We start from the raw sequence: 23986 nt of genomic DNA, 5'->3' as shown, positions 1-23986 counted from the left end.
GACATTGTCCGCGAACGGTGGCCGGGCACCGGCGAGCGGGTCGATACTGACCGGCATGGACCGCGAGAAGGTCGACCTCACCGGCGCCCCGGCGACCATGCTGGCCACCCTGTACAGCAAGGCGGTGGACGCGCGCTCGGCCGGTTCGGTGCTGCACGACGAGACCGCGGCGCGCGCGGTGGACCGGATCGACCACGACTTCAGCCGCACCGGCCTGCCCGCCCGGGACGGGATCTCCGCGGTGCTGCGCTCCAAGGAGTTCGACCGCCGCGCCAGGGAGGTGCTGGCGAACCAACCGGAGCTGACCGTGCTGCACCTGGGCTGCGGCCTGGACACCCGGGTCTACCGGCTGGACCCGCCGCCCACGGTGTCCTGGTACGACGTGGACTACCCGGCGGTCATCGAGCTGCGCCGCCGCCTCTACCCCGAGCGCCCCGGCCTGTTCCCCACCGCCCGGTCGGTGGAGGACCCCGGGCTGCTCGACGGGATCCCCGGCGACCGTCCGGTGCTGGTGCTCGCCGAGGGCGTCACCCTGTACCTGCGCACCGCACAGGGCCTGGCCACCTTCCGCCGCATCGTCGAGCACTTCCCGGCGGGCACGCTGATCTTCGACGGCTACAGCTCGGCCGGCATCTGGTTGCAGCAGCGCACCGGCGTGGTCAAGGCCTCCGGCGCCCGCCTGGAGTGGGCGATCAACGACCCGGAGGAGCTGACCACACTGGTGCCGGGGCTGGTCTTCGACGAGGAGTGGTGGTTCCCCTCCCCCGCCGACCTGCGCGCGCACTATCCCTGGTTCCAGCGGCAGGTGCTGCGCGCGCTGTTCGCCTCCCCGTTCAAACGACTCGGCCGCGGTCTGACCTACCACTTCGGGAGCACCCGATGACCGATCCGGAATGGGAGGGCCGCCTGGCCGGGACCTGGGCCCAGCGGTACACAGTGGACGGTGCGGGGCTGGTGGCGGAGGTGGAGGACCTGAGCGCCGAGCTGCCCGCGGACAACCCGGTGGCCGCCTTCGAGCGGGCCTGCTCCTGGGACGCCTCCGGCCACTGCGACCGCGCGGTGCCGCTGTACCGGCAGGCGCTGACCGGCGGGCTGGACGAGCACCGGCGGCGGCGCGCGGTGATCCAGCTGGCCAGCTCGCTGCGCACCCTGGGCGAGGCGGCGGAGAGCGTGCGGCTGCTCACCGAGGAACGCGACCGCGGTTCCGACGAGCTGGACGGCGCGGTGCGGGCCTTCCTCGCGCTGGCGCTGGCCGACTGCGGTCGGGACCGCGAGGCGCTGGCGATCACCCTGGAAGCCTTGGCCCCACACGTCTCCTGCTATCAGCGGACTGTGGTGGAGCAAGCCAAGCGGCTCTAGGGAAAGGCGCGCAGCGGCAGGCGGTAGGCCAGCCGCCGGGTGGAGACCCGCAGTCCGAGTGCGACCAGCGCCTGCCACAGCACCCGGTCCCGCTCCTCGGTGATCTCCACCAGCAGCACCTCCGGATGCCGCGCCCGCAGCTCCCGCACCGCGTGCGCGATCAGCGCGGCCAGCTCCAGCGGGAACGCGCCGTGGTGCCACACCCGCCCGATCACCGCCTTGGCGCCGGAGCAGACCACGCTGAGCTCGGCCAGCACCGCGCCGCAGCCGGCGCGCAGGTCAGCCCGCAGGTCGGCGGCCAGTGCGGCCAGCTCCAGCCGGAGGTCGTCGGGGTGGTGCGGGTGGCCGGTGACCGCGGCGCGCAGGTCGGCGTAGCGCGCCAGGTCCGGCCCGGTCGGTTCGGTGGCCACGCAGGCGGTGCGGGCGGTGGGGATGTCGGCGGGCGGGCCCCAGATCGGCAGGCCGGGGATGAGCCACTGGCGGGACAGCTCGCGGTCCTCGGTGGCGCCGAGGGCCAGGGCCAGCTGGTAGTCGATCTCGTCGTCGGTGCTGGACCACAGCAGCGCGGTGCGGTCCCGATCGCGGGCCAGGGTGGCGGCGGCGTCGATCAGGGCGGCCAGCAGCGCCAGCTCCTGGTCGCTGAGCCCGATGAACAGCGGGAACCCGTCCACCAGCCGGTCGGTCTGCCGCTCGGCCAGGGTCCAGCGCACGGTGGCCGCCGGCGCGCCCTCGTCGGTGAGCACCGCCCAGCCCGCGACCCGTTCCCCGTCCCTGGCGACCACGGTGGCCAGCAGTCCGGGGATCGTCTCAGCGGGGACGGGGTCGGCCCCGGCGGCGGCGCGCAGGTCGGCGAGCAGGGCGGCTGGCAGGTCGGGGTCGGTGCTGGTCTCGACGGTGTAGCGGCCCCAAGCGGCGACGGCGTGTTCGATGGTGCTGGTGTCCACGAGCCCAGTCTGTGCAGGTCCGAGGGCTGGATCCAGGCCGGGGCCGGATCTCTCACGAGTTCCGCACAGGAGTCGAACAAGTTCTGCGCGATCGCCCGGGTTGACTCACGATGTGCCGGGGACGAACGGAGCGCGGCGGATGGCGGATCAGGAACGGCGGCGGATGGAGCTGTGGTTCCGGCGGCAAGGGTTGCCCTGGCTGGTGCGTGAGCGGGACGGGTTCGGCCAGGTGCTGCTGCGGGTCGCGCCCTCGGTGGCCGCGCTGGTCCTCTACGACCTGATGACCACCGAGTTCAGTCTGCTGGTGCCCGACACCGACGAGGAGTTCGGCACCTTCATCACCGACCCGCTGTTCGCCCTGCTCTACTACAGCAACTTCGCCCTGATCTACCTGGTGCCGGTGCTGGGCGCGTGGCAGGTGCTGCGCTGGACCCGGGACCGGGAGCCGAGCGCGGGCAGCACGGCGCTGGTGCTCGCGCTGTGCCTGGCCGAGGTGTTCGGGGTGCCCGCGGTGGACTACCTGGCCGGTTTCGCCGAGGGTGACTGGCCCGCGGTGTTCCTCGGGCTGGGCTGGGTGCTGGGGCTCGGGCTGCTGGCCGCGGCGGGGGCCGGGGCGGTGTTCCTGTGGGCGCTGCGGGTCGCGCTGCGGCAGCTGCGGGTGCTGGGACTGCTGGCCAGCAGGGCGTTGCCGCTGCTGCTGTTGTTCGTCACGTTCTTCTTCTTCAACGCCGAGATCTGGCAGATCACCTCCACCCTGCCGCGCCCGGCGCTGTGGGGCGTGCTCGGCCTGTTCTCCGCGGTGGGCCTGCTGTTCCTGTTCGCGGTGGCCCAGGACGAGCTGCGGGAGCTGGCCGCGGAGACCGGGCCGGAGCGGGTTCCGTTGCGGCGCAGGGAGAACGCGAACCTGGTGACGGTGCTTGCGCTGGCCCAGGCGTTGCAGGCGGCGGTGTTCGGGGTGCTGGTGTTCGGCTTCTTCCTCGCGCTGGGGTCGATGGCGATCCGGGCGGAGGTGGTGAAGATGTGGGTGACCAAGGACCCGACCAGCGGCAAGCTGTTCGGCGTGCTGCTGCCGGTGTCCCAGGAGCTGGTGCACGCCTCGATGTTCCTGGCGGTGTTCTCCGCGCTGTACTTCACCACCGCGGTGTTCACCGACGGCAAGTACCGCGACGCGTTCTTCCACCCGCTGCTGGGCGAGATCACGCTCAGCCTGGCGGCGCGGCGGGAGTACCTGGCCCGGTGGCCGAGGGCAGTCGCAGGGTGAACGCCGAGCCCTGGCCTGGGGTGCTGGTCGCGGTGACCGTGCCGCCGTGCGCCTCGATCAGCCTGCGCACGATGACCAGGCCGAGGCCGCTGCCGCCGGTGCGCCTGCTGCGGGACTTCTCCGCCCGCCAGAACCGGTCGAACACCCTGGGCAGCTCTTCCGGCGCGATGCCCGATCCGTTGTCCGCCACCGTGATCAGCACCTCCCCGGCCTGAGCACTCGCCGAGAGGGTGACCCGGCCGCCGCGCGGGGTGTGCCGCAACGCGTTGCTCACCAGGTTGGCCACCGCCTGCCGCAGCCGCACCGGATCCGCTTGCATCACAAGGGTTTCCCCCGTTTCCACGGTGAGCTCGACGCCGAGCTCGGCGGCCTGGGCCTGGTTGGCCACCGCGACGCTGAGCAGGGTCTCGGCCACCGTCAGCCGCTGTGGGTGCAGGCTCAGCTGGCCGGACTCGGCCAGCGCCAGGTCCTGCAGGTCGTCGATGAGCTGTTGCAGGGTCAGGGTTTCGGTGAGCAGCACGTTGATCAGCTCGGGTTCCATCGGGCGCTGGCCGTCGGCGGCGGCCTCCAGCCAGCCGCGCAGCGTGGTCAGCGGGCTGCGCAGCTCGTGCGAGATGTCGCCGATCATGTCCTTGCGCTGCCGCTCAACCTGTTCCAGGTGCGCGGAGAGCTCGTTGAACACCTCCGACAGCCGCCCGATCTCCCCCGCGTCGGTGACCGCGACCCGCGCCGAGGTGTCGCCCTCGCGCATGCGTTCGGCGGTGGCGGCCAGCGCGTGCACCGGGCGCAGCAGCCGGGCGGCCAGGTAGGCGCTGACCAGGATCACCACCAGCAGCACCAGGCCACCGGCGAGCACCAGCGGCCAGGTCCCGGCCGCGGTCAGGCCGCCGACGCCGGGCGGCTCGACGAGGAACAGCATCGCGGCGGGGGCGACGAACCCGGTGAGCTGGTGCCGCCGACTTTCGGCCACGCAGCTCAGCAGTTCCTCCTCCTCGTTGCGCTCGGCCGGGGTGGTGATCGAGCCGTCGCCGTCCAGCTCCAGCCGCACCGGCGGCGCGCCCCGCTGCCGCAGACAGGTCTCCACCGTCGCCGACAACGCGGCCAGCGCGGTGTTCTCGGTGGCGCTGGGCGTGCGCAGCGCGGCGGCGCCGCAGGGGTCCTCGGCGTCGGCGTAGAATTCCGAGGCCACCGCACGGCCGCTGGCCAGCGTCTCCACCGTGGTCCGGAAACCGTTGCGGCGCAGGCAGTCCACCACCTGCTCAGCCCGGCGCGCGGACTGCTTGCGGTCCTCCTCGCCCAGCCGGAACGGCCCGGCGGCGCGCGGGTCGATGCCGTCCTGGTCCTCCTCGCCCGCCAGCGCCGGGTTCACCTCCAGCGCGTCCACGGTGCTGGCGGCCTTGGCGGGCAACGGGGTGCCGGGCGCGGAGTCCACGATCACGTTGCGGTCCCTGGTGGTCAGCGCGATCCGGCGGCCGGTGCGCTGGGCCAGGCCGGCGACCAGTGGCGCGGCCTCGTCCCAGCGCGGATGGGTGGCCGCGTAGCCGAGCAGCTCCTCGTAGATCACGGTGTCCTCGGCCAGGGTCTGGCCCTGTTCGGCGCGGATGGCCTGGCTGGTGTTGCGCGCGGCCAGCCAGGCGGTGGCCGCGACCGTGCAGGCGCCGACCAGCACGGTGGCCGCGAGCAGCCGGGTGAACATCCGGTGCCGCAGGCGGACCTCACGCATCGGCGGGCTGCTCGGCGAGCTTGTAGCCCACGCCGTAGACGGTGAGCAGGTAGGCCGGGTTGCGCGGGGAACGCTCGATCTTCTTGCGCAGGTTCATGATGTGCACGTCGATGGCCCGCTCGGTGACGAACTCGTGCCCGAACACCTGCTCGATGAGCTGCCGCCGCTCGAACACCCGCCCCGGCTGCGCGGCCAGCGCGGCCAGCAGCCGGAACTCCGCGGCCGCGCAGTCCACCCGCTGCCCGCGCATGGTCACCTCGTGCCGCACCGGGTCCACCACCAGCTCGCCCACCCGGTACCGCGGTTCCGGCGGCGCGGCGGTGTGCCTGCCGCGCCACAGCAGCGCGCGCACCCTGGCCATCAGCTCACGCGGGCTGTACGGCTTGGTGAGGTAGTCGTCGGCGCCCGCGGCGAACCCGCGCAGCAGATCGTCCTCTGTGGACCGTGCGGTGAGCATCAGCACCGGCAGGTCGAACTCCGCGCGCAGCGAGCGGCAGACCTCCACGCCCTCCACCTCGGGCAGCATCAGGTCCAGCACCAACAGGTCGGGCCGCCGGGCACGGACCGCGCGCATCGCGGCCGGCCCGTCCTCGGCCACGTCCACGGTGTGCCCCTCCCTGGTCAGCTGGAAGGTCAGCAGCTCGGCCTGCCGGGGATCGTCCTCGGCGACGACGATGTGGGCGCACACGGGTCCAGTATGGCCGGTCGCGGCGAACGCCCCGGTCAGTCCCGCCGGAGCTCGAACAGCATGGCCTGCTGCGGGTCCAGCGATGGCAGCGGCACACCGGCCGTGGCCAGCACCGCACCGGGCAGCCGCACCCAGTCCCGCACCGCCTCCGCCACCCACGCCGGCGGGGTGACCTGTCTGGTCGAGGGCAGGCCCAGCTCGGTGCGCACCCGCACCCGGTAGCCCGCGGCCGGGTCGAGACCGGGGAAGCGGACCCGCCCGGACTGGCCCTCCGGCGAACTGGCCAGCCGCACCCAGCAGAACAGCGCCGAGTCCGCGCCGACCACGCCGTGCAGCAGGGTCTGCTCGCCGGGCAGGTCGGCCCGCACCACCCGGCCGCCGTGCAGCAGCGGCCGGAACTCCCGGTACAGCCCGGCCCACGCGGTGAACTTGGCGAGCTGCTCGGCGGGGAGCTTGGTCAGGTCGGCCTCGATCCCGGCGTGGCCGAACAGCGCGGTGGCGAACCGGAAGGAGTCGTCGGTGTCCCGGCCGGTGGTGTGGCTGTGCCGGTCGCCGACGTGCGCGCCGATCAGCTCCGGCGGGATCAGCTGGGCGGTCCAGCGCTGGATCTGCTGGCGCTCCACCGGGTCGTTGCAGTCCGAGCCCCACACCCGGTCGGTGCGGGCCAGGATGCCCAGGTCGACCCGGCCGCCGCCACCGGCACAGCTCTCGATCTCCAGCGCGGGGAAGCGGGCCTTGAGCTCGTCGAGCATCCGGTACAGCGCCAGGGTCTGCGCCCGCCCGCCCGGCCGGTCACCCGCCGGATCGCGGTGCACGGCCTCGTGCAGCTCCCGGTTGTGGTCCCACTTGAGGTAGTCGATCCGGTACTCCTCGACCAGCGCGACCAGCCTGCCCAGGATGTGCCGGTAGGCCTCGGGATGGCCGATGTTGAGCACGTGCTGGTGCCGGGAGGGCGCGCCGAGCCCGGCGCTGGGGCCGAGCAGCCAGTCCGGGTGCGCGCGAGCCAGATCGGAGTCCAGGTTGATCATCTCGGGTTCCACCCAGAGCCCGAACTGCATGCCCAGGCCGCGCACGTGCTCCACCAGCGGACCGAGCCCTTGCGGCCACATCTCCGCGGAGACCTCCCAGTCGCCCAGGCCGCGGGTGTCGTCGCGACGGCTGCCGAACCAGCCGTCGTCCAGGACAAGGCGTTCGACGCCGACCTTGGCCGCGGCGTCGGCGAGCTCGCGCAGCCGGTCCAGGTCGTGGTCGAAGTAGACGGCCTCCCAGGTGTTGAGCACCAACGGCCGGGGGTTGGCCGGGTGCTCGGGCCGGGCCCGCAGCCGACTGTGCAGCCGGTCGGCGACACCGTCCAGGCCCTGGCCGGAGAAGACGAACAGGCACTCCGGACTTTCGTACACATCGCCAGAGCCCAGCCGGACCTCGCCGGGGGTCAACAGCTCGCCGCCGCCGAGCACCGCGGCGTGCGCGCCCGCGCCCTCGGGGAGCTGCTCGGCGAGGTAGCGCTGGTTTCCGCTCCAGGCCACGTGCAGGCCCCACACCTCACCGGAGCCGAAGCCGAAGCCCGGGGTGCCGGCCAGCAGCAGGTGCGGCGAGTCGAGACCGGGCTTGCCGCGCCGGACCTCGCGGACGTGGCTGCCGAAGGCCAGCGGGGCGCGCTGCGGGGTCCGTTCGCGGCACCACTTGCCGGTGAAGTCCAGCAGCTCACCGGCCCGCCGGGGCAGCGGCAGCAGCGTGCTGACCCCGGCCAGGTCGTACTGCTCCCCCGCCGACCGGCCGGTCAGGGTGGACCGCACGGCCAGCACCCCGGCCTCGTCCAGGTGGTAGCGCAGCTCGACGTCGAGCTCGGAGACCTCATCGGTCAGCCGCATGACCAGCAGGTTCTCCGCCAGCTCGGCCTCGGTGAGCCGGAGGCGCGGGGTGGTGCGGCGACCGGCCCGGTGGCCCTGGTGCGCGGGGGTGCCGGACCAGCCGTCGGCCTCGGTGGGCCAGACGGTGAGCGTGCGCGGCAGGTCCGGCGCGTTGTTGAGCACCGCCGCGGTCGCGGTGGCGGCCAACGCGGCCAGGCCGGACGCGGTCAGCTCGCCGAGGTCCGCGCCCCAGTGCAGCAGCACCGGGAGCCCGCCGGTCAGGTCCACCACCACGCCGACACCTGCCGCACGGAGCTGGACGATCTCCCCGTCACACCCGGCCATCGGACCCCTCTCCGCACTGCTCGTGAGTCACGCGTCGCCAGCAGATCCTCGCACCCGTATCCGATCACGGAAAGCGCCTTCAGTGAGCCGGGGCGCGGGCGGGGGAGTTTCGCGGTGGGCGTGGGGCCCTGGTCCCGCAGCGGGGCTGGTCGTCCTCCCGCCAGACGCGGTGGATCACCAGGCTACCGGCCACAAATGACCCGTTGGGCATGGCTTTGTCCCGGAACCCCGGCGCCCACAACACTTTCTCGTGCTGCTGCGGATCGTGGCCGAGCAGGTCCGCGGCGTGCACCAGCATTCCCAACAAGCAGGCCGAGCGCGTGCGATGTTCGGGTCCTGTGTGGAAACGGTGATGATCCCGTCTGTCACACCATCCGGGCAGCCGGTTCCGCCGGCGGCCGGAACGTCATAAAGTGCACGCCATGTCACAGCCTGTTCCCAGCCCGCACCCCGACGCCCCGATCCCCGCGCCACAGCCGATGGAGGACACCCTCACCATGAGCCTCGAAGAGCTGCGCGCCCTGATCGACTGACCCACCAACCCCCGGATCCCACCTGCGTCACCAGGTGGGATCACTCGTTTTCCGGGCCGGGCACAATGGACGATCTCCGCCGCCGCCACCGTGTGCGGCTTCTGCGGCAACAGCCCGGACCGGCGTCCACCCTGGTTCGGCCAGCCAACCAGCCACGCTTCCGCCATGGATCGCCCGATTCGCTGCACACGTTGACGATGCCCCTCGCTCCGGCCGGAGAGAAGCCCGCGTCGGCCGTCCAAGACGACCGGTCACATTCACGGCGCCGCGAATATGACCGGTCGGTTTAGGACAGGAGCACTCGCCACCGCCGCCGTCACCAGCAGCGTCCGCCACCACCATGTCGCAGTGGCCGCACCCCGACCAGCGGCAGTTTGCGCCCCAGCCATGACGTCTTGCCGCCACCGCGGCGACCAGGCCCACCCGCGCTGATATCACCGGCGACGAACTCACCCTTGCACAGTAAGGAGTTCGTCATGGCCACAAGATCGATCCCCCTGCTCACCCTGCTGCTCGCGGCCAGCCTGCTCTCCCCCACCGCGAACGCCACGCCATCGGACACCCTCGACTACTGGACCCCGGAACGGATGGCCACCGCCACCTCCCCCGACACCGGCGACCAGGCTCTCGGCGTGCGCGCCGAGCTGACCAAGGCCCCCCGGCCATACACCGCGCCCGGCACTCGGGTGCACGGCAAGGTGTTCTGGACCAAGAGCGGCCGGAACAGCTGGTGTTCGGCGAGCGTGGTCACCGCGCCGAACAGGTCAATGGTGTGGTCGGCGGCGCACTGCCTCTCCGGCACCACCAACGTGATGTTCGTGCCCGCCTACAACTCCGCGGGCACCGGTGACGCGCCGTACGGGCGCTGGCCCGCCCGGAAGGTGGCCAGCAGCGGCAACGACCACGCGCTCACCGTGGTCGCCCAGGTCGACGGCAAGAACCTGGAAGATGTGGTGGGCGCCAACGGGATCCGGTTCACCGGGCCGGTCGGCGGGCGCACCACGGTCTGGGGCTACCCGGCCGCGCGGATCTGGACCGGGCGGGACCTGACCTACTGCGACCAGCCGACGCGGGTCAGCGGGTCCAGTGTGCGGACCGCCTGTGACACCGAGGGCGGCAGCAGCGGCGGTGGGTACATCACCGGGGCGAGCACGCCGACCGGGCTGGGCTACCTGTGGGCCAACCACTCGGCAGGGGCCGGGGCCACCGCGATCGGCGTGGTCTTCGGCGCCACCGCGGAGCGGCTGTACCGGGCCAACATGAACTAGCCCCCCGACCGACCGGCCGGTCGGGCTGTCAACGACCGGCCGGGCGGTCCGGAGGGACGACCTCCGTTCCATCTGATTGCGGTGCCGAGCCGGCACGCGGAATGCTGGAAGGTGGATCAAGGGGGCGTTGTGCGCACACTTCTCGGCCGGGAGCTACCCGTGGCCGAGCTGGCCGAGGCGCTGGCGCGGGCCGAGGCCGGGCAGGGCGGACTGGTGCTGCTGACCGGCGAGGCCGGCATCGGCAAGACCTCGCTGGCCGAGCACGTCACCGGGACCGCGGCGGCGCGCGGGTTCCGCACCCGCTGGGGCAGCAGCGGCGGACCCGCGTTCTGGCCGTGGATCCAGGTGCTGCGACAGCACCACGCCGAGCTGGGCACCGGCGGGGAGCACCCGTGGCTGCGGCCGCTGCCGGTGGCCCCCCGGCCGGCGGAGCACGCGCGGTTCCGGCTCTTCGACGACCTGGCCGGGCTGCTCACCGCGGACCGGGCGCCGACGCTGGTGGTGCTCGACGACCTGCACTGGGCGGACGAGGGCACGGTGCGCTGCCTGGAGTTCCTGGCGCCGCAGCTGCGCTCGGCGCCGCTGCTGGTGGTCGGGACCTGCTGGGAGGCGCCGGAGGGCGAGCTGGCGCGGCTGGGCGAGCGGATCGAGCTGACCGGGCTGGACGCGGCGGCCACCGGCTCGCTGCTGAACCAGGTGACCGGGACCGCGCCGGAGCCGGAGCTGCTCGCCGCGGTGCACCAGCGCTGCGGCGGCAACCCGTTCCTGGCCACCGAGCTGGCCCGGCTGCTGCGGCACACCGCGGCGCCGGTCGCACTGACCGCGGTGCCCGCCGGCGTGCGGCAGGTGACCGCGCTGCGGCTGGCCGTGCTACCGGCGGACGCCGTGGACCTGCTCTGCCAGGCCGCGGTGCTCGGCCTGACCGTGGACCTCCGGGAACTGGCCCAGATGGCCGGTTTGAGCACGTCAGAGACCTGGTCCCGGCTCGCCGAACCCCTCCGCCACGGCCTGGTTGCCCACCAAGCGGAGCACCTGCTACGCTTTCCGCACAGCCTGCTCCAGGAGGCGGTAGCCGACCGGATACCCGCACCGGAGCGAGCCGCGCTGCATCGCCGGGCTGCCACGGCGATCGCCGCGTGCGCTCGCGCCGATGAGGCGTCCAGCCGGCTTGCCGAGCACCTCACCCTGGGCGAGCGAGGGGACGAGGCCGCCGTGCACCGGGTGCGCGCGGGCCGGGCCGCGTTCCGCGCGCTGGCCTACGAGGACGCGGCCGTCAGCTTCCAGCAGGCCCTGGACCTGCTGGGCGATGACGACCGCGACCGGGTCCGACGGGCCCGGATCCTGCTGGCGCTGGCTGAAGCTCGGTTCCATTCGGGCGCGCTGCCGGCAGCGGTGTCCGGGTACGAACAGGCCTTCGACGTGGCTCGCGCGGTCGGTGACGGCGAGACCGCGGCGCGGGCCGCGCTGGGCTGCTGTGTGGGCAACCAGCTGGCGCTGCACGAGCCCCAGCTGCTGCGACGCCTGGAACTGGCCCTGGACGGGCTGCCGCCGGGCGACGGCGAACTGCGGGCCAGGGTGCTGGCCCGGCTGGCCAAGGAGCTGGACCCGGCCGAGACCAGCCGGGAACGCCGGGGGCTGGTGGCCGGGCAGGCCCTGGCCATGGCCCGCAGGCTGTGCGGTCCGGATCAACCGGGTGATCCGGCCACGCTGGCCGAGGTGCTGAGCGCGCACCACCAGGCCATGTGGTCGCCGCACAACGCGCGCGAGCGGCTGGTGGTCGCCGCGGAGGCGGCGGCCGCGGCCGAGCGGGCCGGGGCGGACCTGCTGGCCATGGAGGCGCACATGTGGTGCCTGGTGGCCAATCTGGACCTGGGCGAGCGCAACGCCGTGGAGGAGTCGCTGGCCACCACCGGCAGGCTGGCCGAACGGCTGCGGCACCCGCTGTGGCTGTACTACCAACGGGTGTGCGCGGCCACGATCCGGCACGCCGACGGCGACTTCGCCGAGGCAGAGTCGCTGACCAGACAAGCCCTGACCCACGGCCGCCAGGCCAACCACCCACTGGCCGAGGCATCCTTCCACCACCACCTGGCCCGCCTGGCCCTGGACCGCGGCGACCTGCCCACCGCCGAAGCCGCCACCACGGCCTACACCGACCTGATCAGCGCGGTGCCACAACTGTCCCCCGCGCTGCGCTGCGTCACGGTCTGGCTCCGCGCCCGCCTCGGCCACCACCTGGAAGCCAGGGCCCAGCTGGACCGCCTGCTCGCCGACGGCGCCAAACCCCTGGCCGAAACCACCGTCGGCGTACCGGTCGTCCTGCTGCTGGCCGAGGTCGCCCACCTCACCCGCGCCGAAGAGCACGCCGCCACCCTGACCGAAGCCCTCCGCCCCTACGCCGGCCTGGTCGCCACCTCCGCCGGCAACCCCTTCGGCCTGATCTCCCACGCCCTGGCCAACCTGGCCGCCCTACAGGACCGCCCCGAGGAGGCGGAGTCCCACTTCCAGTCCACAGTGGACCAAGCCCGCCGCATGGGCGCCCGCCCCTGGCTGGCCACGGCCCGCACGGACTACGCGGAGTTCCTACTCTCCCACAACAACCCCCAGTCCCACGAACAGGCGCGCCAGGCCGAACAGGAAGCCACCGCCCTGGGCATGCCCACCCTCGCCGCACGAGCACAAGCCCTGCACGACCACCACTGAGCCGGTGGCGACCGCGGATTCCGCTACACCGCAAACCATGCGGGCCGTCGCGCGCAAGCCCCGCCCCGTCGCACGCGAGCCCCGCCCGCGCCGCGCGGCCGTCGCGCAGCCCCGTCTCAGTCGCGCGCCCGTCGCGCGCCAGCCCACAACCCGCCACCGGGTGGCCGCGTTGGCCCCGCGCGGCGCGGGCGGGCCTGGGGCGGCGACCGGGCGGCGAGTCGTGGGGCGGGCGCACGACGGGCGCGCGATAGGGCGAGACTGGCGCGCGATTGGGCAGGGCTGGCGCACGCCGGGGGCGGGGCTCGCGCGGGGCTGGGGGCGGGGTCGGCGGCTGGGGTGTGCCGCCGACCCCGCTTGCGCGCCGGGTTGGGTGTCGAGCGCGACGGCTACTTCGGGGGCGGGGCCGTCGCGTCGCCCGGCGGAGCGGTGGTCTGTCGTGGCTTGAGTATGGGCGGTAGTCGTGTTCTGGCAACGGTTCCGGTACCAAAGTCCGGTCAGCGCTGCCCGAAGGTTCAGTCTTTCGGCGTTCGGGTCGGGACGGGGCCGGGGTGTGTCAGGAGGGTGGCGTCCAGGATCGGGGGCTGGGGGCCGTAGGCGTTGCGGCGGGCGGTGCGGGTGCGGATCCAGGGCAGGGCGGTGAGCAGGCGCAGGAATGGTGGCGGGGCAAGGGTTTTGCCGGTTTCGCGGGCGGTGGCCACTCGGCGTTCGACTCGGGTCTGGTTCATTTGGACCTCGGTGATGGCGGGTTCGCGGGCTTGCTGGACCGCCGCCAGGTCGGGCTCGGTGAGCCGGCCCGTGCGGAGTTTGGGGATGAGCTGGTTGGCGGTTTCCACCGCGTCCTGGACCGCCATCAGGATTCCGTTGCCGCCCACCGGGGAGATGACGTGCGCGGCGTCGCCGAGCAGCAGCACGCCCGGCCGGTGCCAGCGCGGGGCGCGGGCGATCTCCAGCGAGAGCAGGGTGATCTGGTCGAAGTCGGTCAGGGTCTGAATGCGGTCGGACAGCCAGGGCACGTGTTCGCGGACGAAGTCCTGGATGGGGGTGACGCCCGCCTTCTTCGCGGCGGGGTAGCCGCCCTTGGGCAGGGTGTAGCCGACCTGCCAGTCGGTGACGCCGCCGAGCAGGGCCACGTAGTGGTCGCGGCCGAAGTACAGGTCGACGTCGGCTTCCGGTGGGTCCTCCGGGTGCCGGGGCAGGCGGAACCAGAGCAGGTCACTGCTGGCGCCGAGGGACTCGACCGGGAGGTCGGCCAGGCGTCTGAGGCGGGAGAAGCGGCCGTCGGCGCCGATGACCAGGGTGGCCGGCAGGTCGTGTTCGCCGTGGTTGTCGCGGTAGCGGACGCCGGTGACCTGGTCGCCGTCCCGAAGCAGGTCGATCACCTTGGCGGCCATCAGGATCCGGCAGGACGGGAGGGTTTTCGCTTGGGCGGCAAGGAAGTTGAGGAAGCGGACCTGCGGCATCAGGGCCACGTAAGGGAACCGGGAGTCCAGGCCGCGGTAGTCGGCGGCGGTGATGGTGCCGCGCGGGGTGTGGAAGCGGAAGCTGCGCGCGGGGTGGTGCGGCAGGCGCAGCAGGTCATCGGCCAGGCCGAGGGTGTCCAGGAGCTCCAGGGTGTAGGGGTGCAGGGAGTCGCCGCGGAAGTCGCGGTCGAAGTCCGGTTGCGCCTCCAGCAGGGTCACCGGCACCCCGGCGCGGCCCAGCAGGTAGGCCAGCACCATGCCGCCGGGACCGCCACCGGCCACCACCACTCCGGTCACCGGCTGGACCGGCCGGTCAGCTCGGCGCGGACGGCCTTGGTGAACTCGCTCAGCGCTGCCGTGCTGTCCTCGAACCGGTCATCCGCCGGCTTGGTGCGCCAGATGATCGCGGAGAGGTCCTCCAGCCGCTGGACCGTCTCCGGCTCGCACAGCAGGTGGATCGCGGCGCGGCTGCGCTGCATGCGGTCCGTCCACTCGGCGCGGGTCTGCTCGTCCACCTCGGGCCGGGCGTCGGCCTCCTTGCGGCGGAAGTTGTACAGGTTGCCCGCGGCCGCGATGTAGTCGGTGGCGCTGGCCAGCTTGTTGTCGCGCAGCCACCTGCGCTCCTCTCGGCGACCGTTGAGCCACACGCCCAACAGCACCCCGATGAGGCTGAGCACTGCTCCGATGACTCCGGCGAGAATGTTCACCGGCACATTCTCGCCCGCGGGTCAGTCCTGTGCCGCGGTCTGGCCCTCCCCTGGTTCGGGTGAGCCGGTCTCCTCACCGCCGCCGGTGAGCGTGGCCGCGCTCCACTGCTGGTCGTCGTACTTGTTCAAGCGGTGTCGCCCCATGGCTGACTCCTCCCCGTGGCTGCGGTGGAGATACCCGGTCAACCGGTAATCGAATCCACAGCCACGGGGAAGAGTCACCAATCCGGGTTACGCCATGGCGACCAAGCGGTCGTGCAACTCGGCCAGGTACCGCTCGTTCTGGCTGCTCAGACGGGCCAGGTCGATGTCGTGCGGCAGGGCCGTGTTCGGGTGGTCGGCCAGCAGGAAGTCCAATGACTCCGACACGATCCGATAGTCGGGGATCGCGAGCTGGTCGGCGCGCAGCCGCACCTCTTCGGCCAGGTCAGGCGGCAGGACCACGCGGTGGTGGGTGACCGTCTGGCCCTCCTCCACGGTGGCCGCGAACTCGTGGCTCGCCATCGGCCGGATGTCCACGTGCTGACTCATGGTCGTCACCTCCTCCGCCTTCGGCTACCCGGGTGCGCCGACAACTAACTGGTGTGTTCCGGCGCTGACCGGTTACCCAAGGTGATGGAGGTGACCGTGATGACCAACCGAACGGTCGGTCGGGCTGAACCGCGCGAACTGGATGACGAACGTGGCCTGGTGACGCAGTACCTGCGACAGATCGCGGCCACTCCGCTGCTCAGCGCACCGGAGGAGGTGGACCTGGCGCGCAGGATCGAGGCCGGGGTCTACGCCGCCGAGCTGCTGCGCCGGGGTGAGGGTGATCGAGCTGGGCTGGCCGCCGTCGCCGCTGACGGGCAGCGGGCCAAGGACCACATGATCCGGGCGAACCTGCGCCTGGTCGTCTCGATCGCCAAGAAGCACGCCCGGCGCGGGCTGTCGCTGCTCGACCTCATCCAGGAGGGCAACCTCGGGTTGATCCGGGCGGTGGAGAAGTTCGACTACGCCAAGGGGTTCAAGTTCTCCACCTACGCCACCTGGTGGATCCGGCAGGCCATGGACCGCGGCATCGCCCAGCAGAGCCGGGGTGTGCGGCTGCCGGTGCACGTGGTGGAGGAGCTGACCAAGGTGGCCAAGACCGAACGTCAGCTCCAGCTGCGGCTGCACCGGGAGCCGACCATCGCCGAGGTGGCCGAGGCGGCGAAGGTCAGCCAGGCGAGGGTGGCCGAGCTGCGGCTGCTGGCCAGGGAGTCGGTCAGCCTGGACTCCCCGGTCGGGGCCGAGGGCGACACCAGGCTGGGTGACCTGATCACCGACGAGGACGTGTTGCAGGCCGCGGATGTGGTGGAGTACCAGTCCTTCGCCAGGGAGCTGCGCTCGCTCATCGACACGCTGCCGCCGAGGGAGGCGATGATCATCACATTGCGGTACGGGCTGCACGACGGCAGGCCGCACACGCTGCAGGAGGTCGCCGACCAGGTGGGGCTGACCAGGGAACGCATCCGGCAGCTGGAGAAGCAGGCGCTGCGGCAGCTGCGCGAGCCGAGCAGGCACGACCCACTGCTGGCCTGGGCCGGGTAGCTTGGCCGTGTGATCACCGAAGCGGGGCTGGCCGCGTGGGCGGCGGGCAGGCCGGACATCAGGCTGGTGCTGCGCACCGGTTCCCGGGCACGCCGGGACGGCAGTGTGGACGCCTTCTCCGACCACGACATCGAGCTGTTCACCACCGATCCCGAGTCCTACGCCGGGACCGCGGACTGGCTGGCCGGGTTCGGCCCGGTGCTGGTCAGCGTCGGCCTGGAAGGTCCGTGGGAGAACCCGGCGCGGCTGGTCCTGTTCACCGACGGCACCAAGGCCGACTTCCAGCTCCTGCCACTGTCCATAGTGGACGAACTGGCCGAGGAGCTGGACGACCTGCACGAACGCGGCTACGAAGTCCTGCACGACCCCGACGGGCTGGCCGCCCGGCTGGCCGCGCCGAGTGGCCGGCCGCGGCCGGAACCGTTGGCGGAGCAGGACTTCCAGGAGCTGTGCACGGAGTTCTGGTTCGAGATCGCGCACCTGCCGCGGTACGTGGCCCGTGGCGAGCTGTGGGTGGTGAAGTCGCGGGACGCCACCACCAAGGAGCTGCTCGAAGCCATGATCGAGTGGCACGCGCAGGCGGTGCACGGGCCGGCGCACGACGTGTGGCACGCGGGCACCCGGATGCGGCGGTGGGCCGCACCCGGGGTGTGGGACCGGCTGCCCGAGCTGTTCGGCGGGTTCGACGGCGACAGCGCGCTGCGCGCGGCGCACGCGACCGCGGTGCTGTTCGCCGAGCTGGCCAGGGAGGTCGCCAAGGCGCACGAGTTCACCTACGACGCCGCCCCCGAGGCCGCGATCCTGCCGCAGCTGACCCGCTGACCGCGCGGGCTAGTTCGGCGACTTCAGGCCAGCGCCGGAGAGGGCGAGGGTCAGCGGGCCGGTGAGGTGCGGGACCGCGGTGGCCCAGGCCGGGCTGGCCGGAGCGGTGCCGGTGCGGGCGGCCTGGATGGCGGCCCAGCAGACCGCGGAGGTCGGTTCGACGTAGAAACCGGCCCCGGCCAGCTCGGCGCGGGCGGTGTGCACCTGGTTGTCGGTGACGCCGAGGATGGTGCCGCCGGTGGCGGCCACCGCGGCCAGGATGGCCTCACCGCGGGCGGGTTCGGCGATGGCGATGCCCTCGGCCCTGGTGGGCACCGGGGTGATGACCGCGGGGCTGGGGCTGCCGGCGTCCGCGGCGGCGGCCAGCGGGCCGCAGTTGGCCGACTGCACGCCGATGATCACCGGCAGGCGCGGGATCAGCTGCTGGGCAAGGAGTTCCTGGAAGCCGAGGTAGGCGCCGAGCAGCAGGGTGCCGTGGCCGACCGGCAGCACCACGGTCTCCGGCATGCCCTGTTCCCACAGCTCGAAGGCGAAGGTCTTGGTGCCGTGCAGGAAGTACGGGTGGAACATGTGGCTGGCGTAGCTGGCATCCGGGGCCTCGGCGGCGACCTTGGCCGCGCGGGCGGCGTCCTCCCGGTTGCCTTCGATGAGGTGCACGTCCGCGCCGTGCGCACGCATCTGGCCGAGCTTGCCGGGCGAGGTGCTGGCCGGCACGTAGATCTCGCACGGCACGCCGATGCGGGCGGCGTAGGCCGACAGCGCGGTGCCCGCGTTGCCGCTGCTGTCCGCGATCAGCCTGCGCACGCCGAGCAGCTTGGCCAGGGTGGCCAGCATGACCGCGCCGCGGTCCTTGAACGACAGCGTCGGCGAGAGGTACTCCAGCTTCACCCTGGCATCGGCCAGGCCGACCGCGGGCACCACCGGGGTCATCCCCTCCCCCAGGCTCACCTCGGCCAGCTCCGGCACCGGCAGCGCCTCGGCGTAGCGCCACAGGGTGGCAGGGCGGGTGGCCAGCTCCGACCGGCCGGGCAGCCGGGCGCCGAAGTCGGCGACGTCCAGGACACCGCCGCAGGGGCAGTGCCAGACCAGGCTCTGCACCGGGAACTCGGTGTAGCAACGGGTGCAGCGCAGCGGCGGCAGCTGGTGGGACACGGTTCCTCCAGAACTCGACTGGACTGATCGTCCAGAAAACTTGGACAGACTGTCAAGTCGGGATAGCCTGAGGTGGTGAGCGACACTGTTGCGGCCGATGACCTGTTCGAGTCGGTGCGCCCCCTGGTCGCGGGCCTGGCCGCCACCTACGGCCCCACCGCCGAGATCGTGCTGCACGACTACCGCAGCCCGGAGGCCAGTGTGGTCGCCATCAGCGGCGCGGTGACCGACCGGCACGTCGGCGGCGCGATGAGCGAGATCGGCCTCGGCCTGCTCGCGGCCGGACCCGAGGCGGAGGACCGGCTCAACTACCTCACCCGGCTGCCGAACGGCCGGCTGGTGCGCTCCTCCACCATGCTGCTGCGGGTGCGCGGCGAGGTGGTCGGCGCGCTGTGCGTGAATCTGGACGTCACCGCGCTGCGCCAGGCCGCGGACACCCTCAGCGGGATGGCCGGTCCGCTCGAACCCGCGCCGGTGACCGTGTTCTCCGACGACGTGGACCAGGTGGTGGACGCGGTGATCGCGGAGGAGGGCGGCTGCGACCGCGCCGACCGGGCCGACCGCCGCCGGATCATCGCCGCACTGGACCGGCGCGGGGTGTTCGCGGTGCAGCGCTCGGCGGCCAGGGTGGCCGAACACCTGGGCATCTCGCGGGCCACCCTGTACAACGACCTGGCCAGGGTGCGGGCCCGATGACGTTGCCGCTCAACCGTTCCCGCGCCACCCTCCACTGTGGAACCGCGATTCCCCCGAACAGCTCACCGCCCGCCGGGCGATCGGGCTAGGCTGGCAACATTCTGGTGCCGGCCTGGCAGACGGGCTGGGCGCGACCATTCGGGGAGGCTGCCGGTGACCTGGGAAGAGCGCGTGCTGGGCTGCATGCTGGGGGGCGCGCTCGGGGACGCGCTCGGCGCGGACGTGGAGTTCGAGTCGATCGAGAAGATCCGGCAGCGGCACGGCCAGCGCGGCATCACCGAGCTGCACGCGGCCTACGGCAAGGTCGGCGCGATCACCGATGACACCCAGATGACCCTGTTCACCCTGGAAGGCATGATCAGGGCGCACGTGCACCAGCGGCAGCACGGGCCGACCGATCCAGTGCCCTTCCTGCTCTCGGCCTACCTGCGCTGGATGCACACCCAGGGCTACCCGTGGGCGGACGCGCTCGGCTCACTGGCCGAGGCGCACCCGCAGCCGGACGGCTGGCTGATCCGCGAGCCCGACCTGTTCGACCGGCGCGCCCCCGGCAAGACCTGCGTGCGCGCGCTGGAGGACATCGGCCGGGGCCGCGCGCCGGGCTCCTTCACCAACAAGATCAACAACTCCAAGGGCTGCGGCGGCGTGATGCGCGCGGCCCCGGTGGCCTTGTTAGGCAACGATCCGGCCGAGGTGTTCCGGGTGGCGGCGGCGGGCGCGGCGCTGACCCACACCCACCCCAGCGGCTACCTCTCCGCCGGGTGCCTCGCGGTGATGGTGTGGGCGCTGTTCCACGGCGCGCACATCAACGTGGCCATCGACAAGGCCGAGCAGATCCTGCGCACCCACGAGGGCCACGAGGAGACCCTGGAGGCCATCAAGGGCGCGGTGCGGCTGGGCGGGCCGATCGACACGGTCACCCCGGAGCGGATCGAGCGCGAACTGGGCGGCGGCTGGGTCGGCGAGGAGGCGCTGGCCATCGGGCTCTACGCGTTCCTGCACGGGGGCGGCGACTTCCGGGAGACCATGCGGGTCGCGGTCAACCACACCGGGGACAGCGACTCCACCGGCGCGATCGCCGGGAACCTCTTCGGCGCGGCGCACGGGGTCGGCGCGCTGCCCAAGGAGTGGCTGGCCAAGCTGGAGCTCCGCGCGGCGACCGAGCTGCTGAGCCGGGACGCCGTCGCGGAGTACAGCGCGAACCCGCCGACCTCCAGCGGGTTCCTGCACTGCTATCCCACCTGGTGACTCAGCTCGCGGCGAACACCGCGGCCAGCGCCAGCACCGAGGGCGCCACCTGGACGTAGAGGATCTTCTTGCTGGCCGTGGCCGCGCCGTAGACCCCGGCGACGAACACGCACACCAGGAAGAAGATCTTCGCCTGGTAGCCGACCGGGTCACTGGCGATCAGCGCCCAGATCAGCCCGGCGGCCAGGAACCCGTTGTACAGGCCCTGGTTCGCGCCCAAGGTCTTGGTCTGCTCGGCGAACTCCGGGGTCAGCCCGAACGCCTTCTGACCCCGGGGAGTGGTCCACAGGAACATCTCCAGCACCAGGATGTACACGTGGATCAGCGCGACCAACCCGACCAGGATCCCCGCCACGACACCCATCAGACCTGCTCCTTCGTCGATCCACTGTGGACAGTCATTGTGCGCTCCGCGCGGGGGTGAGTCATCCCGCGTAGACGTCCTCGATGTAGCGGTTTTCCGCGATGAGCCCGGTCAGCCAGACCTCGGCCTGCTCGGCCGTGCCGCCGGTGTGCTTGCGGTGCAGGTCGAGGAAGGCGGCGCGCACGCCCGGGGCCATCCGGGCTCCGTCACCGCAGACGTAGACCGCGGCACCGTTGTCCAGAAGTCGCCACACCTCTTCGGTTTCGGCGGCGATCCGGTGTTGCACGAACCGCTGGTCCTGCACCGGAGCCTGGGAGTAGGCGGGGCGCAGGGAGACCACCCCGGCGGCCTCGGCGGCTTCCAGCTCCGCACGGTGCAGGTAGTCGACCTCGGGGTGGTCGCAGCCGAAGTAGCAGAGCGCGGGGGTGGTGTTCCCGGCCACCAGTCGGTCGGCGATGGCGCCCCGGAAGGGGGCCAGACCGGTGCCCGCGCTGATCATGATGACCGGGCGGCCGGTGTCCGGGGCGATGCGGAACGCCTCCCGGCAGGGCTGGACCTTGGCCAGCACGGTGTCGCCGGGGCGCATGCCGGTCAGGTAGCCGGAGCCGACGCCGTGGCAGGAGCCCTTGTCCAGCAGGGACACCATCAGGTCGACCGCGTCCGGCTGCGCGGCGGCCGAGGAGGAGATCGAGTAGTGCCGGGGGCGCAGCGGGGGCAGCAGCTCCAGCGCGGCGTCCAGGGTCAGCTGGCAGGCCGGGTTGGCTGCCAGGAGGTCCAGCACTGCCCTGCCGTCCGGCCGCTCGGCCAGCGCTGCCAGGGCTTTGCGCTCGGGCGGGCAGGGGTTGTTCGCGGCCAGCACCGCCAGCTGGGCCGGGGTGGCCGGGTCGTGCAGCTCGACGAAGTGGGTGAGCAGCTCGCGGGCGCTGACCGGGCGGTCCAGGCCGAGCGCGCCCCGGCCGGGCCGCCGGTCGGTGATGTCCAGCACCGCCTCCGGGTCCACCCGCAGGATCCGGGCGGCGCGGTCGACCTGGGCCGGGTCGTTGGCGGGCAGCACGGTGAGGTGGTCGGCGGTGCGGTAGGTCAGGCCCTCGGGCAGCGCGATCCGCAGGAACCGCTTGGACCGGCCGAGCGGGTGCGCCAGGTCGGCCAGGTCGCCGGTTTCCAGCACGGTCATCGGCCGCAGCTCGTGCCGGGCGTCGCGGGCGGCGGTGACCGGGCCGGTCAGCGTGCGCACCGCGTACCGGGGACCGTCGGCAGTGTCCACAGTGGACACTGCGTCCGGGTCGCCGTACTCGGTGAGCAGCGCGGTCCAGAGCTGTTCGCTCCAGTCGGTGACCGCGCCCGCGAGGTCGCCGGAGGCGTCGGCCTCGCCGCGGTCGAGCAGCCGGGTGCCGCCCAGCTCGGCCAGCCGGGCGTCCAGGGTGGTGGGCACGTGCTGGTAGGTGGCGGCCCAGTTGCGGTCGCCGACGCCGAGCAGCGCGTACCGGAGGCCGTCGAGCTCGCCAGATTTGGCTTCGTTGAGCCAGTTCCAGAACTCGGTGGCGTCGTCGGTCGGGCGGCCGTTGTAGGAGGCGGCCACGATCACCACCGGGTCGCCGGTGGGCAGGGCGCGGGTGGCGGCGTCCAGCGGGGCCACGGTGACCTCGAAGCCCCGCTGCTCCCCCGCTTCGGCGAGCTCCTTGGCCAGGGCGCGGCAGGTGCCGAGGTTGGAGCCGTGCAGCACGGTCAGCGCGGTGCCCTGGCGGGCGCGACCGGCGGCCTTGGCCGTGGCGGGTGCGGTCGTGGTGGCCGCGGGCTTGCGGCGCTGGGTGCGGCGGGCCAGGCCCAGGTGCAGGCCCTCGGGCTTGAGGGTGAGGGTCTCCTTGACCTTGAGCTGGTAGTCGTCCTGGTCCAGGAAGCGGAAGCGGTGGATCAGCAGGCCGAGCAGCAGGGTGGCCTCGTGCAGGGCGAACTGGCGGCCGATGCAGGCCCGCTCGCCGGTGCCGAAGGGCTTGAACGCGTGCACCGGGCGGGCCCGCTCGGCCTCCGGGCTGAACCGCTCCGGGTCGAATGCCTCCACGTTGTCGCCCCACACCGGGTCCCGGTGCAGCATCGGGGTCAGCACCAGCATCGGCTGTCCCGCACGCACCGGGTACCTGCCGCCGATCACGGTGTCCCGCAACGCCTGGCGGGCGAACACCGCCGCGGTCGGCCACAGCCGCAGCGTCTCGTTAAGGATCTGCCGGACGTAGCGCAGCTTGCCGATGTCCTCGAAGCTCGGCTCCGGGTCGGCGGCCTCGCCCCACAGCGCGTCCACCTCGGCCTGGGCGCGGGCCAGCACGGCCGGGTGCTTGGCCAGGAAGTGCAGCGCGAAGGACAGCGTGCCGGAGGTGGTCTCGTGCCCGGCGATCAGGAAGGTGACCACCTGGTTGCGGATGTTGACCTCGTCCAGGGTCTCGCCGGAGGCCGGGTGCGGCGCGTTGAGCATCAGGCCGAGCAGGTCGTCGGTGCTGGTGTCCCCGCTGGCGATCCGCTCCCGGATCACCTCGTCCACCACACCGTTGAGGAACTCCACATCGGCGGCGAACCGCGCACTGTCCTTGCGGTAGAGGAAGTCCAGGCCGGGGATGTGCCGGTTCTTGGCCTGGGCGAAGGCGAGGCCGCGGACCAGTGCGGTGATGAACGGGTGCGGATCGTCCCGGTCGAAGGAGCCGAAGTCGTAGCCGAACCCGGCCAGGCCGATGGTGTCCAGGGTCAGCTTGGTCATGTCCGCCGAAACGTCCACAGTGGACTTCCCGGCGCGGGCGTCCCAGTGCGCGATGAGCTTGCGGGCCACCGCGAGCATGGTCGGGTGGTAGGTGCGCATCGAGGACATGGCGAAGGCGGGCAGCAGGATGTCGTGCGCCTTGGCCCAGTTGGGCTCCTCGTTGAACGCGGTGAACAGGCCGTCGCCGGTGAGGCCGCGGATGGTGACCAGCGAGCTGCCCACGTGCTTGGCGAAGCGGTCCTCGTCGGCGAGCTCGGCGACCAGGTCGGCGCCGGAGACGAACACCACCTCGGTGCCGAAGAACTTGCGGGTGAAGATCGGCCCGAGCGCGCGGGCGTCGTCCATCGCGCTCTGCACCAGGCGGTCCGAGGAGGAGCCCAGCACATCGCCGAGCACCGGCAGGCGGTTCGCCGGATGCGGGAGCGCCACTCGGTCCGGTGTTTCCTGCATGCCCATCTCGAATCCCCGATTTCGCTGTGCCGCGGTTGGTTGTCGAGATCAACACTGGCACCGGCGGGGCGCACGCCAGAGCGAACGCACTACAC

20 protein-coding genes are annotated in these 23986 nt (G+C 72.6%); 9 read left to right on the top strand and 11 right to left on the bottom strand.

Annotated elements, in window-relative coordinates:
- The first annotated feature begins 55 nt into the window (after positions 1 to 55).
- Positions 56 to 883, top strand: coding sequence for a class I SAM-dependent methyltransferase (locus N8J89_RS15100; RefSeq protein WP_283664975.1), 828 nt, complete (start codon positions 56 to 58; stop codon positions 881 to 883).
- Positions 880 to 1359, top strand: a complete 480-nt coding sequence (locus N8J89_RS15095) for a tetratricopeptide repeat protein (RefSeq protein WP_283664974.1) — start codon at positions 880 to 882, stop codon at positions 1357 to 1359. Before N8J89_RS15100 ends, N8J89_RS15095 begins: the two co-directional genes overlap by 4 nt.
- Here the strand turns inward: N8J89_RS15095 and N8J89_RS15090 are convergent.
- Positions 1356 to 2303 (bottom strand): hypothetical protein, encoded by a 948-nt coding sequence (locus N8J89_RS15090; protein WP_283664973.1) that lies wholly within the window; start codon positions 2301 to 2303, stop codon positions 1356 to 1358. The genes N8J89_RS15095 and N8J89_RS15090 overlap by 4 nt on opposite strands.
- Positions 2304 to 2442: 139 nt before the next feature.
- On the opposite strand from N8J89_RS15090, the gene N8J89_RS15085 reads away from it, so the two are divergent.
- Entirely contained in the window at positions 2443 to 3564 is a 1122-nt protein-coding gene (locus tag N8J89_RS15085; RefSeq protein WP_283664972.1) for a hypothetical protein, read from the top strand.
- Here the strand turns inward: N8J89_RS15085 and N8J89_RS15080 are convergent.
- From N8J89_RS15080 to N8J89_RS15070, 3 genes are read right to left on the bottom strand one after another with little or no spacing between them, the layout of a single operon-like run.
- The gene (locus tag N8J89_RS15080; protein ID WP_283664971.1) at positions 3506 to 5287 is read right to left on the bottom strand and encodes a sensor histidine kinase; all 1782 of its coding nucleotides are present in this window, start codon (positions 5285 to 5287) and stop codon (positions 3506 to 3508) included. The two genes, N8J89_RS15085 and N8J89_RS15080, sit on opposite strands and share 59 nt — an antisense overlap.
- A complete protein-coding gene (locus tag N8J89_RS15075; RefSeq protein WP_283664970.1) occupies positions 5280 to 5975 on the bottom strand; it encodes a response regulator transcription factor in 696 nt (231 codons plus the stop codon). The genes N8J89_RS15080 and N8J89_RS15075 overlap by 8 nt, the downstream gene beginning before the upstream one ends.
- A gap of 35 nt (positions 5976 to 6010) precedes the next feature.
- The gene (locus tag N8J89_RS15070; protein WP_283664969.1) at positions 6011 to 8170 is read right to left on the bottom strand and encodes an alpha-galactosidase; all 2160 of its coding nucleotides are present in this window, start codon (positions 8168 to 8170) and stop codon (positions 6011 to 6013) included.
- A gap of 1009 nt (positions 8171 to 9179) precedes the next feature.
- Between N8J89_RS15070 and N8J89_RS15065 the strand changes: the two genes are divergently transcribed.
- Together N8J89_RS15065 and N8J89_RS15060 are read left to right on the top strand one after the other, a co-directional pair.
- Positions 9180 to 9971 (top strand): trypsin-like serine peptidase, encoded by a 792-nt coding sequence (locus N8J89_RS15065; protein WP_283664968.1) that lies wholly within the window; start codon positions 9180 to 9182, stop codon positions 9969 to 9971.
- A 129-nt stretch (positions 9972 to 10100) separates the two neighbouring features.
- A complete protein-coding gene (locus N8J89_RS15060) occupies positions 10101 to 12674 on the top strand; it encodes an ATP-binding protein (RefSeq protein WP_283664967.1) in 2574 nt (857 codons plus the stop codon).
- 512 nt (positions 12675 to 13186) lie between these two features.
- On the opposite strand, the gene N8J89_RS15055 is transcribed toward N8J89_RS15060, so the two are convergent.
- The 4 genes from N8J89_RS15055 to N8J89_RS15040 all read right to left on the bottom strand — a co-directional run bounded on the left by N8J89_RS15055 (position 13187) and on the right by N8J89_RS15040 (position 15372).
- Positions 13187 to 14431 carry an FAD-dependent oxidoreductase gene (locus N8J89_RS15055; RefSeq protein WP_283664966.1) on the bottom strand — a complete coding sequence of 415 codons (1245 nt, stop codon included), beginning with the start codon at positions 14429 to 14431 and terminating at the stop codon, positions 13187 to 13189.
- The gene (locus tag N8J89_RS15050; RefSeq protein WP_283664965.1) at positions 14428 to 14841 is read right to left on the bottom strand and encodes a hypothetical protein; all 414 of its coding nucleotides are present in this window, start codon (positions 14839 to 14841) and stop codon (positions 14428 to 14430) included. The genes N8J89_RS15055 and N8J89_RS15050 overlap by 4 nt, the downstream gene beginning before the upstream one ends.
- 21 nt (positions 14842 to 14862) lie before the next feature.
- The gene (locus N8J89_RS15045; protein ID WP_283664964.1) at positions 14863 to 14985 is read right to left on the bottom strand and encodes a hypothetical protein; all 123 of its coding nucleotides are present in this window, start codon (positions 14983 to 14985) and stop codon (positions 14863 to 14865) included.
- Between the two features lie 87 nt (positions 14986 to 15072).
- Positions 15073 to 15372, bottom strand: coding sequence for a hypothetical protein (locus N8J89_RS15040; protein ID WP_283664963.1), 300 nt, complete (start codon positions 15370 to 15372; stop codon positions 15073 to 15075).
- 99 nt (positions 15373 to 15471) lie between these two features.
- On the opposite strand from N8J89_RS15040, the gene N8J89_RS15035 reads away from it, so the two are divergent.
- Together N8J89_RS15035 and N8J89_RS15030 are read left to right on the top strand one after the other, a co-directional pair.
- Positions 15472 to 16413, top strand: coding sequence for a sigma-70 family RNA polymerase sigma factor (locus N8J89_RS15035; protein WP_283664962.1), 942 nt, complete (start codon positions 15472 to 15474; stop codon positions 16411 to 16413).
- 9 nt (positions 16414 to 16422) lie between these two features.
- Positions 16423 to 17235, top strand: coding sequence for an aminoglycoside 6-adenylyltransferase (locus tag N8J89_RS15030; protein WP_283664961.1), 813 nt, complete (start codon positions 16423 to 16425; stop codon positions 17233 to 17235).
- A gap of 9 nt (positions 17236 to 17244) precedes the next feature.
- Here the strand turns inward: N8J89_RS15030 and N8J89_RS15025 are convergent, their stop codons facing one another.
- Positions 17245 to 18387, bottom strand: coding sequence for a pyridoxal-phosphate dependent enzyme (locus N8J89_RS15025; protein WP_283664960.1), 1143 nt, complete (start codon positions 18385 to 18387; stop codon positions 17245 to 17247).
- A 75-nt stretch (positions 18388 to 18462) separates the two neighbouring features.
- On the opposite strand from N8J89_RS15025, the gene N8J89_RS15020 reads away from it, so the two are divergent.
- Both N8J89_RS15020 and N8J89_RS15015 read left to right on the top strand, forming a co-directional pair.
- On the top strand, positions 18463 to 19083 hold the full coding sequence (locus N8J89_RS15020) for a helix-turn-helix transcriptional regulator (protein WP_283664959.1): 621 nt from the start codon (positions 18463 to 18465) through the stop codon (positions 19081 to 19083).
- A 153-nt stretch (positions 19084 to 19236) separates the two neighbouring features.
- Positions 19237 to 20331 (top strand): ADP-ribosylglycohydrolase family protein, encoded by a 1095-nt coding sequence (locus N8J89_RS15015; RefSeq protein ID WP_283664958.1) that lies wholly within the window; start codon positions 19237 to 19239, stop codon positions 20329 to 20331.
- Between the two features lies 1 nt (position 20332).
- Here the strand turns inward: N8J89_RS15015 and N8J89_RS15010 are convergent, their stop codons facing one another.
- Both N8J89_RS15010 and N8J89_RS15005 read right to left on the bottom strand, forming a co-directional pair.
- Positions 20333 to 20695: a DUF1304 domain-containing protein gene (locus N8J89_RS15010; RefSeq protein ID WP_283664957.1), complete on the bottom strand. Its 363-nt coding sequence runs from the start codon at positions 20693 to 20695 to the stop codon at positions 20333 to 20335.
- Between the two features lie 61 nt (positions 20696 to 20756).
- A complete protein-coding gene (locus N8J89_RS15005; protein WP_283664956.1) occupies positions 20757 to 23897 on the bottom strand; it encodes a bifunctional cytochrome P450/NADPH--P450 reductase in 3141 nt (1046 codons plus the stop codon).
- Positions 23898 to 23986 lie beyond the last annotated feature (89 nt).

It is taken from the genome of Crossiella sp. CA-258035 (genome assembly GCF_030064675.1).
Lineage (GTDB): Bacteria > Actinomycetota > Actinomycetes > Mycobacteriales > Pseudonocardiaceae > Crossiella.
This window is presented reverse-complemented; position numbering and strand designations above follow the sequence as displayed.

Bases quoted from the DNA above. Each gene is read 5' to 3' on its own strand.
- N8J89_RS15100 (WP_283664975.1), top strand. From the start codon at position 56: ATGGACCGCGAGAAGGTCGACCTCACCGGCGCCCCGGCGACCATGCTG.
- N8J89_RS15095 (WP_283664974.1), top strand. From the start codon at position 880: ATGACCGATCCGGAATGGGAGGGCCGCCTGGCCGGGACCTGGGCCCAG.
- N8J89_RS15085 (WP_283664972.1), top strand. From the start codon at position 2,443: ATGGCGGATCAGGAACGGCGGCGGATGGAGCTGTGGTTCCGGCGGCAA.
- N8J89_RS15080 (WP_283664971.1), bottom strand. From the start codon at position 5,287: ATGCGTGAGGTCCGCCTGCGGCACCGGATGTTCACCCGGCTGCTCGCG.
- N8J89_RS15070 (WP_283664969.1), bottom strand. From the start codon at position 8,170: ATGGCCGGGTGTGACGGGGAGATCGTCCAGCTCCGTGCGGCAGGTGTC.
- N8J89_RS15065 (WP_283664968.1), top strand. From the start codon at position 9,180: ATGGCCACAAGATCGATCCCCCTGCTCACCCTGCTGCTCGCGGCCAGC.
- N8J89_RS15045 (WP_283664964.1), bottom strand. From the start codon at position 14,985: ATGGGGCGACACCGCTTGAACAAGTACGACGACCAGCAGTGGAGCGCG.
- N8J89_RS15040 (WP_283664963.1), bottom strand. From the start codon at position 15,372: ATGAGTCAGCACGTGGACATCCGGCCGATGGCGAGCCACGAGTTCGCG.
- N8J89_RS15035 (WP_283664962.1), top strand. From the start codon at position 15,472: ATGACCAACCGAACGGTCGGTCGGGCTGAACCGCGCGAACTGGATGAC.
- N8J89_RS15010 (WP_283664957.1), bottom strand. From the start codon at position 20,695: ATGGGTGTCGTGGCGGGGATCCTGGTCGGGTTGGTCGCGCTGATCCAC.
- N8J89_RS15005 (WP_283664956.1), bottom strand. From the start codon at position 23,897: ATGGGCATGCAGGAAACACCGGACCGAGTGGCGCTCCCGCATCCGGCG.